The sequence below is a fragment of the Microcystis sp. M083S1 genome (assembly GCF_020246405.1).
Lineage (GTDB): Bacteria > Cyanobacteriota > Cyanobacteriia > Cyanobacteriales > Microcystaceae > Microcystis > Microcystis aeruginosa_C.
In genome coordinates this window covers 1-10,092 of record NZ_JADBTB010000008.1, presented here as the reverse complement: position 1 = coordinate 10,092, position 10,092 = coordinate 1, and the positions used below count along the sequence as shown (strand labels likewise).

Below are 10,092 nucleotides of genomic sequence, written 5' to 3'. Positions count from 1 at the left end.
ATGCTTCGCCCCTACAGAACGCGGGCCGATGAAGACGCAAGGTTTTGAACGACGATTCTCTCAAAATCTTGCACCTGTTTCGGAAGAAAAGCCCCAAAACCCTTACTTTGCCTACATTTCACATTTATTCAGCAAACCCTATTTATTAATCGATCAAGACAGTTGTGCTACTGCATTGAGAGCATAACTTTTAGTAATAAAAGGAGAAGTCATGGCTGTTAAAAGTCCTCCGTAATCAAGATTAAAACTGACTTCGCTTCCTACTTTTAACCTCTTGTTATGACTATCAAGAACTAGATGATCGCTACTAGAACCTAATATTTTTATCTCCTGACTTGTTTGTAATCCAGAGATAAGAACATCCTGTCTTCCTAATGCAATAATAACTCGACGGTGAATGCCTTGATCGATAAAGCTGGGAACATTACCAAAAGCATCTCGACCAATTTCTCCAGAGGGTAGAGATGGTTTATCTTTAGATTCGATTACTTCAGCAATTAACCGAAAAGCATCGGTATATAAGCCAGGTATCACTTGTCGATTAACTGTTTCACAACCTAATAAAATTGATTCTCCTAAACGCAGATTATTAATCCGACCAACTTCGCTACTTTTTTGATACCATTGATAGTTAGCAGAATTGCCTCCTGAAATAATCGGTAATTTTATTAAAAATTCCTGCTCAATTGTATCTGTTAACACAGATAATTTGCTCATATTATGGCTATCAGGTTTAATACCTCCATAACAAGCCAAATTACAACCCAGTCCAACAATTTTGATAAAGGGAAAAGCGAGGGTTTTTTTGATGAACTTGACGAGATCTTTCGGCAGTACACCTTCGCGTAAATCCCCTAACTCCGTCATGATAATAATGCGGTGTATTTTTTGCTTTTCTTGAGCATAATAGGAAAGTTCCTGAATTGTTGCTAATTCGGTATTTAAGCTGATATCTGCAATGTTAACCACTGATTCTGCTTGACTCAAGGCAGTACGCAACAGAACAAAAGTTGTCACTATTCCTGCTTGTTTCATTTTGAGAATATTTTCGATTCGAGAGTCAGCGATAAAGTTGACTCCACCTTGAATCATCGCCAAGGCGATCGAGGGATCACCCAAAATCGCTTTGGAAACTCCCATGACAGAAAGTCCCTTGCTGCCGTATAATTGGCAGAGTAAACGAGCATTATGGCGTATTTTCGGGAGAGAAATCTCGATTCTTGGTAAAAGGTTTTTCATCAGCCTATTTGCTCCCAATTGCGGGAATTGCAGCTAAAATTTCTCCTTTGATTTTCCGGTTTAATTTCGGAAAGCGATCGCATAAAGCTTGGACTAATTTCTCACATCCGTGTAACAAAACATCAGTAGTCGGTAACTGAAAATCTCGCTCATATTTGGCAATAATACGCTCAGTGGCTGCTGCGGTGAGATTTTCGTGATTAATCGCAATAGCGATAACTTTAGTGGGAGAAATTGCCTCAATTAGTGAAATTTCTTCCTGTAATTTTGGCATGGCTAAATGAGGAAAATCACAGCGAAATTTTCGGGCTGGGGGATGTTGTAAAATAATCCCATCGGGCCTACTTCCTTTCAAAATTCCCACGGAACTCATAAAAGCAGGATGACTCAGAGAACTTTGTCCTTCCACTAAAATAATATCGGGTTTTTCTTGCTCAAAAGCTTGAACCACAGCATTTTCAATTTCACCGATGACAAATTGAGAAACCAAAGCATCGATCGAAACCCCATATCTTGCTCCCTGCATCAAGCTAGTTTGTCCAGTAGCGACTAAGACAGACTTAATACCCAAGCCTTGGAGAGTTTGATTAACTGCCACCGCAGTGGTCATTTTTCCGCAAGCACAATCGGTTCCTAAAAAGGCAATAACGGGTATATTTACTTGGGAAATTTGCCCAGTAAATACATGAAGATCAGCTAATTGTGGTGGTTTACGAATGTCTGTAATTTGCACACCATACTGACTAGCTTGCTCCCTAAATTCTAAATCTTCGGAGAAGAATTGATGCAAACCATTAATAATATCCATTCCTTCTGCCATTGCTTCTAAAATTAGCAGCCTTTCTAGGGGGGGAATAAACGCTTCTAAGGGTGCTTTGCCGTAGATATAACAATTGGGAACATCTCTAAGTTTTTCTAAGGCTGTTTGTAAATTGGCAAAAATGGGAATATGATTTTTTTTATCTCCTAATGCTTCTCCCGCATCTTTTCCTGTTAAGGAACTATCCAGCACACCAACAATTGTATATATTTCTGATTGTCTGATCAAGCCAGCTGCCGTTTTTCCGTCCACACGTCCAAACTGATTTTCACAGTAAATTAAAGCCGTTTTTTTCGTTGATACCACTTTCTTAATCTCCTGAATATTAGATAATTGAAATTTCACTCCTCACTCCCAGTAAGACTATTTATTCTTCTTCTTCTATAGCATAATTATCTGGATCGATAATATCGTCTAGTTCTTCTAAAATTTGCGAATCGGGATGAGCATCAGATTGACGTAATTTTAATCTTCCTGTCCGTTCTAACCAATGGAGAAGGGTTTCTTTGGAAGTTATCTGCATAACAGGAATTGCCTGATAGCGAGGTTCTTGACTAAGAGAAGGATTAAATTTCATACCTGTTGAATTTCCTTTGAGAAGTTATCTCTATTGGTTGTTCTATTGTTGATCACGAAGCAACCCACAAAAAACTGAAAAAAATTGTCAAGTTCAGCAAAGTAAAAAAGTTCAGCTGTCAGATTTACTATTTGGACAGATAGATAGAGTCGGTTCCAATATATGCTCCCGATACTTGGGATGCAGACTCTATGGTGTAAATTAAAGTTTTCCTGTCTCGCTCAACTTAAATGTCAATCCTACGGTTTTTATCTAGCTAACGGAAAAGGTGATTAATAACACCAAAGCAACCAATAAAACCGCCCCTAATCCTTGCAAAATATACCATTTTTGCTGTTCTAAAGATGGGTATTTTGATAGATAAATCTTGGGTTCGCTACCATAGTTATTGATGATTCCTTCATCATCTACTGTATAGCCCTCTGGGAGAGGTATATTAAGTGATTGATAGTTTTGCCCGTTTATATCTAGTTTAACCTCAGCAGGAATTAATTCACTTCCATCGCTTGGGGAATAGACTGTCGCACCTGTCTCTTGATTAGATTTAGTAGAGTAGTGCATGATTATCTCTCTTCAAAATCTGAGTATAACACAGAATAAGGCGAAATGGTTTTTCGGCTAATTTTTTCCTAGGGCTTTAATCAGCAAATTTGGCTAATGTCGGCAAATTAAAGCCAAAAATATGATTTTATAACTTGACAAAGCTAGATAAAAACATTTAGTCATCTCGCTATTTACTTTTTAGCATACCAGCGCCATAAAACTCGCGCTAAACGTTGGGGATCATGACTAACTTTGGCAGTAACTTCATCTTCTGCCATTACATTCGCTAAAACAATGCGATAACCCATTTTTCCCACCTCCTCGCGGTCTAAAAACACAGGATGACTATGCTCTTGGGCGTATAATTGCAGAGATTGGGGCGATGGTGCAGTTCTTTGGGCCAAAACCGTATCAAAGATGCGTTCCTCGCAGACTTTTTCGATCGCCCGAATATGATCAGCCACCGAATAATTATCCGTTTCCCCCGGCTGGGTCATAATATTACAAACATAGACGCGGGGGACTGTCACCTGTGCTAGGGCCTGACGAATGGCGGGAACCAACAAATTAGGGATAATACTGGTATAAAGACTACCCGGCCCGATGATAATATAATCTGCCTCCTTAATTGCCGCTAAAGCCGCCGGTAAAGCGACCGGATCGGCAGGATGACAGCCAATCTGACGAATTTGGCCCATAGCTTCGGTTATCTTCGATTCTCCCTCAATAATGCGCCCATCGGCTAACTTAGCCCAGAGACTAACATCGGTAAGGGTAGCAGGTAGAACTTTACCGCGAATGGCCAAAACTTTGGCACTAGCATCGATCGCCTGTTCCAGATCGCCGGTAATCTCGGTCATAGCGCTGATAAATAAATTACCAAAACTGTGGCCCGATAAACCATCCCCGGCATGAAAGCGATATTGAAACAATTCCGTTAATAACTTTTCCTCATCGGCTAAAGCGGCGATACAATTGCGAATATCCCCCGGGGGTAAAATGCCCATTTCCCGACGTAATCGGCCTGAAGAACCGCCATCATCAGCTACGGTGACAATAGCGGTGATATTGGAACTATACTGTTTTAAACCGCGTAAAAGCGTCGATAAACCCGTACCGCCACCGATGGCCACGATTTTCGGGCCGCGATGGAGACGACGATGGGTGCGTAGGAGATCAACTAATTCCTCCGATGCGTCCGGTTGTAGTGCTTCTGTAATCGTTTCGACGGTGCGACTCTGACCCCAGAATAACAAAAAGACACCCAGCAAAACCGCCAGCGGCCCGGAAACAGAATTAGGGACCAAACGGGCGATCGTTTCTAATGCTTGGGAAACAAACTCTAAAAAGCGATTAACTGGGGTTAATTTTACCCAAATAGCCAAACCGAAGGAGGTGAGAAAAACGCCGGTTAAACTAATTAAAAGCCAGCGTTTGACAAAAAGACCGGGAGAAAGCCATTTAAACCAACGATTAACTCGTTTAGGCGTTTTTCTGCCCACAGAAGCGGCTATTTTACCCTTCTGAGCGTTGAGTTCCCGTAGGGTCTGTTTAAATGGACTCATAGATGTGGCCTGGCAGCGAACGCATTGATTCTGGAGAGACTGTAGCCGAAAAAGGGGACAAACTCAAGCTTAATTAGGGTCTGCTGAAAAAGTTTTTTGTGGGGAGAGGGTGTGGGGTGTGGGGTGTAGGGTGTAGGGTTTTCCCGATTTTGAGGAGGTCAATTACCTAATTTTCAGGGAAAAAGTCCAGGGATTTTCCCCCCGATCACTCCCATATCTGGTACTTTTTGATTGCCAAAAAGTCTAAAAGTCTTACCCAACAAGGTTTTTAGATTTATTCAGCCAGCCTAACCTAACCTCCCACTTGAGAATAGGCCGCCTCGGAAATTGTGGGAATATCGGCGTATTTACCGATAACCGACTGTATAATGCTGTAAACACAGGCGGCAAATGCTCCCAAAAAGACGACGTTATAAAGAGTTTCTACCACTAAATTCGCCCCTAAACCCCTAGCGACGAAACCTAAGACCAATCCCAATAAATACACCAAAATATCGATTAAAATCGCCTGCATGGTGTTAAACCGGATAAAATGACTGATGCGGGGATTGCGTACCACGGCGAAAAAGAGGACAAGGAAGATAATTAAACTGCCAAAGCTTCCCAGAGAACTATAGAGAAAAGCTAAGGGATATAAGGCTATTGCTAAGGCCGCTCCTAAAAAAGGAATTTGCTGGAAGATAAAGATACCGAAGGCAAAAGCGGAATATAAGGGTAAAAGATATACTAAAGCTGCAAAAATGCGATCTTTTGTATCGGTTGAGCCGCGCCAAGTCATAATCTATTGTCTCCTGAGACTACTGCTAACTCTCTTCAAGATAACCCGGCAGCCCACCAGACTTCCCATAACCAAAGAAATTGATCGAGGCCGAACATTCTTGAACCTCGATCGAGTTATTCTCAAACAGAGACGGGGTGCTTGGTTTCCTGTAACAGAGCCAGATATTCCTCCTTAAAATACTTTAGGGTACTTAAAATCGGATTGGGAGCGCTTTGACCAAGACCACAAAGACTGGTTTCTTTAACCATTTGACAGAGATGTTCTAGGTTTTCGAGGTCGTGAATATCGGCCTTTCGAGCGATAATTTTGGCCAATAATTCAAACATTTGTACTGTTCCCGTGCGACAGGGGATACATTTACCACAGGACTCCTCGCGACAGAATTCCATATAGAATTTCGCCACTTCCACCATGCTGGTGGTATCATCCATAACCACCATCCCCCCGGATCCCATCATCGAACCGAGTTTGGCTAAGGATTCGTAATCTACGGGAGTATCGAGTAAATTAGCGGGAATACAACCCCCGGAGGGGCCGCCGGTTTGTACCGCTTTCACCTGACCATCGGGAATACCACCCCCCATCTCCTCGACAATTTCCCGGAGAGTAATACCCATCGGCACTTCAATCAGCCCATTATTGCGGATTTTTCCCGTTAAAGCGAAGATTTTTGTGCCTTTACTGCTGGCAGTACCGATATTAGCGTACCAAGCGGCTCCCTCGCGGATAATAGCGGCGATATTAGCGTAGGACTCCACGTTATTAATCAGGGTGGGACAACCATCGAGGCCCGATTGGGCCGGATAGGGGGGACGGGTGCGGGGAGTGCCGCGGCCGCCTTCGATGGAATGGATGAGAGCGGTTTCCTCTCCACAGACAAAAGCTCCCGCCCCGATGCGGATATCCACCTTAAAATCGAAAGTGGACTCGAAGACTTGGGAACCCATTAAACCGAATTTTTTGGCCTGATTAATCGCTTTTTGCAGACGATCGATCGCCAGAGGATATTCGGCCCTAACATAGATATAACCATGGTCGGCCCCCACGGCATAGGCAGCGATCGCCATTCCTTCCAGGACTAAATGGGGGTCACTTTCCAAAACACTACGGTCCATAAACGCCCCGGGGTCGCCCTCATCGGCATTACAGATAACGTATTTTTGTTTACCCGGTTGTTTAGCCACCGTTGCCCATTTTAAACCGGTGGGATAACCAGCGCCGCCCCGGCCGCGCAAACCGCTTTGGGTGATTTCCTCCACCACCTGGGCCGGAGTCATCTCATAGAGTGCCTTGTAGAGAGATTGATAGCCACCGACGGCGATATATTCCTCAATGCGATCGGGATCGATTTTACCGCTATTTTCCCGGACAATTTTGACTTGATGGGAGAAAAAGGGATGTTTTGAGTCCCCTAATTGCACCTCGGTTTTGCCGCCGTTTAAGGCTGCAATAATGCTGGCCGCACTTTCCGGGGTGACTTCTTCGTATAAGAGATCCTGGGGATCCACTTCCACCAACGGACCGCGACCACAAAAACCCATACAACCGACCCCCACCACTTCGACTGTATCCTCTAGGTCTGCTTCTTTGACGGCAGTGGCGAGGTTTTTTTCGATTTGGAGGGAGTTAGCAGCTTGGCAACCGGTGGAAGTGCAACAATGCACCCGGATGCTTTTTTGTCTAGCTTTTTCCTTCTCGGCCACTGCCAATAATTCTTGTAAGTCCATATTCTTCTCAATCCACTAGAGTGAAAAATTACTGGGAGAAACTCTGTAGTTTCGCCAAGACAGTTTCCGAATCTTGTTTAGGGGCCACGACTCCATCGAAGACCACGGCCGGCGCAATCCCACAGGCCCCGATACAACGGGCCGACACTAGGGAAATTTCTCCATCGGCGGTGGTTTCTCCCACTTTGACATCAAAGGCGTTTTCGATGTCTTCGAGGATTTTGCCGCTGCCTTTGACATAACAAGCAGTCCCCATACAGATGATACAGGTGTGTTTTCCCGCCGGTTTCAGGGAAAAGAGATGGTAGAAGGTTGCTACCCCATAGACGCGACTGAGGGGCAGTTTTAGCGCCCGGGCAACGTAGAGGAGAACATCTTCTTCTAGGAATCCAAAGGCTTCTTGAGCTTTGTGCAGGACTTCAATCAGGGCTGATTGATTATATCCTGCCCGCTTCATGGTGATGTCGAGGACTTTGAAGCGTTTATCGCCACTGGGATGCTCTTTTTTCTCCGTTTGACGAGGATTGGCAGTTTGCATAAATCTGAACCAAATAAATTTTAGGGGCGATGACGGGAAAGAGATGGAGAGTTATGGGTTTTCCTTGGTCATCTCCCTGCTTTTATTCTGACACTGGCTCCGGAGGGCGATCGATAACTTTATCTTTCCTTTAGTTATTGGGGGATATTCAGTTATCAGTGACCAGTAATCAGTTTCCCTAAGCTGTGGAAGATGAATTTAAGCCATTTTTCAAGAATCTGGACTGAGATATAAGGCAATGCTGCATTACTCTACTTTAATGCCAACGATAAGAAAGGCAATCGCACTCGATAAGATAAGAAGATGATACTTATTGAAGAATAAAGCTATCTCCTCCATCAAAATGAACCCAACAACCGCCAATTATGATGAACCATGAAAAGAGGCATTAAGCAAGTATTTTTAAGCGTTTTTATGCTTCTTTTTTCCTGAATTTTACCAATTAATTGATTGGACAAAAATTCCCGAATCCCTAGAAAAAGAACTCAAACGGATTACCGCTTCAGCTAAGACAAAAAAACGTTTTGCTGACAAACTCTGTTCAGAAACCAGTTAATGGAGTTACGGGGAATAGAACGTGGCAAGAAAATTGGCGAGGAAATTGGGGCTTTACAAACTGGTGGTAATTTTGTAATATCAGTTACCAGTTATCATTTATCAGTGACTATTTATCTGTTGCCAAAGCAGACTTGTCAGAATATAGTATGGAAAACAAGCATAATCTTGGCGAAACTATGTATCATCAACGACTAGCTAGACCTGAAGATGCAATAGCGATCGCTCCTCTTTGGCGAGATTTTGCTCAAAGGCGATCGGAAGTTGATCCCTCGATCAATCTGAAACCTGATTTTGACTATGAAGGATATGTGAGATATCAGCTTAAAAAACCTCTATCTTTCGGTTTTGTCTTGGAATATGAGCAGCAAATCGTCGGGTTTCTCTTTACTTATGTTTATGATGAGACCCCACCTCCCCAGATTTCTGCTTTGGAAATGTGGGAAAATCCTTTCATTCCCCGTCGTGTGGGTGCAGTTTTGGGGATGTATGTTAAAGAAAAGCACCGCAAACCAGACACGATTAATTTGTTGATTAAAGCGGCAATCGCTAAAGCGGAAGAACTAAAGGTTAGCGATATTGACCTATTAATCAGTATAGATCAGCAAGGGATTCAGGTATTATTAGAACGCTTGGGCTTTGTTAAAGCAGCGATTCAATATACAAAACATTTTAACATATCGGAGACGAATTTACCGAATTTACACCAGGCTCATTTAAGGCTAAGAGAAAAGGAAGTTATACCGACTGGAACAATTGTTTTAAGGGATATAAAAACTCAAGAAATTGTTAAGAATTCTCAAGGAAAGCCAATTTTTTTAGAGCCAGTTAGGGATGCAGCAGGAAAGGCTTTGACGAGTTCGACGGGTTTACCGATTTATCCTCTCCCTTTACGAGATCCGAATACTCATAATTTCATCTTTGATGAGGAAGAAAATCTCATCTTATGTCCTATCTTACAAGAACTAGGGGGTGAGGTAGTAGAATTTGGAGGAATCCCTCAATTTTGTCCACCTGTTTATGAACAAGTAGATGGGAAATTATGCTTGAAGCAAGATAGTAATGGCAATTATGTTTTTGCAGAAGTAGAACGGGATGAGTCAGGAAAAATTAGGCGATTACCAGAAGGAAAACCACTCTTTAAATCCACCAATTGATCTTTAAACTTTTAGCCAAACGTAACAATATCGAGAAGACTGGTTTCTTCAAGAAACCCCTTTTCTGAAAGCATCCCCCTATGCTCCTAGGTTAAAGGGGTAAAGTCATAACAATCCGTTGCCAAAACCAACTTTTCAGAATATAATAGAGAAGAGTAGTCATTCATCACTCAGATTAGTTAAGATGACATTACATGACTAATAATACTGACCATGATCGCTTATTTAAGGAGTTAATCTCCACCTTTTTTGTCGAATTTATCGAGTTATTTTTTCCTCAATTGATAGATTATTTAGATAGGGACTCGATTACTTTTTTAGACAAAGAAGTATTTACCGATGTCACGGAAGGAGAAAGGTATGAAAGCGATTTAGTCGCACAGGTTAAGTTTCGAGAAAAAGAATCTTTTTTCTGATTCATGTAGAGGCGCAGGAAAGTTCCCGCAAGTGGTTTAACCGGCGAATGTTTACTCAGCAATTCTCATTTTGAAAACAAAAGAAGATAAAGTTCTCTTGTTCACATAGAGAACTTCTGTCTAATTATCATTTTTTTTCAAGATAATCATCATAATTAGCTTCAAGAGACAGTT

General features: G+C 42.4%; 10 protein-coding genes and 2 pseudogenes. 4 read left to right on the top strand and 8 right to left on the bottom strand.

Translation table 11 applies throughout. The annotated features are described in order from the left end of the window. A partial coding sequence (locus IM450_RS00510; protein WP_287664187.1) for a hypothetical protein occupies window positions 1–187 on the top strand: 187 nt, incomplete at its 5' end. Here the strand turns inward: IM450_RS00510 and IM450_RS00505 are convergent. From IM450_RS00505 to hoxE, 8 genes are all read right to left on the bottom strand, one after another. Beyond that, on the bottom strand, window positions 154–1,239 hold the full coding sequence (locus IM450_RS00505; protein WP_287664189.1) for an alanine/ornithine racemase family PLP-dependent enzyme: 1,086 nt from the start codon (window positions 1,237–1,239) through the stop codon (window positions 154–156). The genes IM450_RS00510 and IM450_RS00505 overlap by 34 nt on opposite strands. Window positions 1,240–1,243: 4 nt before the next feature. Then, window positions 1,244–2,404 (bottom strand): DUF1611 domain-containing protein, encoded by a 1,161-nt coding sequence (locus IM450_RS00500; protein WP_353736988.1) that lies wholly within the window; start codon window positions 2,402–2,404, stop codon window positions 1,244–1,246. Window positions 2,405–2,426: 22 nt separating this feature from the next. Beyond that, entirely contained in the window at window positions 2,427–2,636 is a 210-nt protein-coding gene (locus IM450_RS00495; RefSeq protein WP_002803443.1) for a DUF3134 family protein, read from the bottom strand. Between the two features lie 252 nt (window positions 2,637–2,888). Next, the gene (gene psb34 / locus IM450_RS00490) at window positions 2,889–3,197 is read right to left on the bottom strand and encodes a photosystem II assembly protein Psb34 (protein WP_002783665.1); all 309 of its coding nucleotides are present in this window, start codon (window positions 3,195–3,197) and stop codon (window positions 2,889–2,891) included. A 173-nt stretch (window positions 3,198–3,370) separates the two neighbouring features. Continuing rightward, window positions 3,371–4,744: a gluconeogenesis factor YvcK family protein gene (locus tag IM450_RS00485; RefSeq protein WP_002803444.1), complete on the bottom strand. Its 1,374-nt coding sequence runs from the start codon at window positions 4,742–4,744 to the stop codon at window positions 3,371–3,373. A 292-nt stretch (window positions 4,745–5,036) separates the two neighbouring features. Next, window positions 5,037–5,522 carry a Tic20 family protein gene (locus tag IM450_RS00480; RefSeq protein WP_287664193.1) on the bottom strand — a complete coding sequence of 162 codons (486 nt, stop codon included), beginning with the start codon at window positions 5,520–5,522 and terminating at the stop codon, window positions 5,037–5,039. 122 nt (window positions 5,523–5,644) lie between these two features. After that, window positions 5,645–7,252: an NADH-quinone oxidoreductase subunit NuoF gene (nuoF, locus tag IM450_RS00475; protein WP_287664195.1), complete on the bottom strand. Its 1,608-nt coding sequence runs from the start codon at window positions 7,250–7,252 to the stop codon at window positions 5,645–5,647. Between the two features lie 28 nt (window positions 7,253–7,280). Then, entirely contained in the window at window positions 7,281–7,790 is a 510-nt protein-coding gene (gene hoxE, locus IM450_RS00470) for a bidirectional hydrogenase complex protein HoxE (RefSeq protein ID WP_002762924.1), read from the bottom strand. Window positions 7,791–8,133: 343 nt separating this feature from the next. Here hoxE and IM450_RS00465 point away from each other — a divergent pair. The 3 genes and pseudogenes from IM450_RS00465 to IM450_RS00455 all read left to right on the top strand — a co-directional run. Beyond that, a pseudogene (locus IM450_RS00465) lies at window positions 8,134–8,328 on the top strand (hypothetical protein); the annotation flags it as partial. 166 nt (window positions 8,329–8,494) lie between these two features. Further along, window positions 8,495–9,502 carry a GNAT family N-acetyltransferase gene (locus tag IM450_RS00460; RefSeq protein WP_287664198.1) on the top strand — a complete coding sequence of 336 codons (1,008 nt, stop codon included), beginning with the start codon at window positions 8,495–8,497 and terminating at the stop codon, window positions 9,500–9,502. 194 nt (window positions 9,503–9,696) lie between these two features. Then, window positions 9,697–9,974: pseudogene (locus IM450_RS00455) on the top strand (flagellar assembly protein H); the annotation flags it as partial. Between the last annotated feature and the right edge of the window lie 118 nt (window positions 9,975–10,092).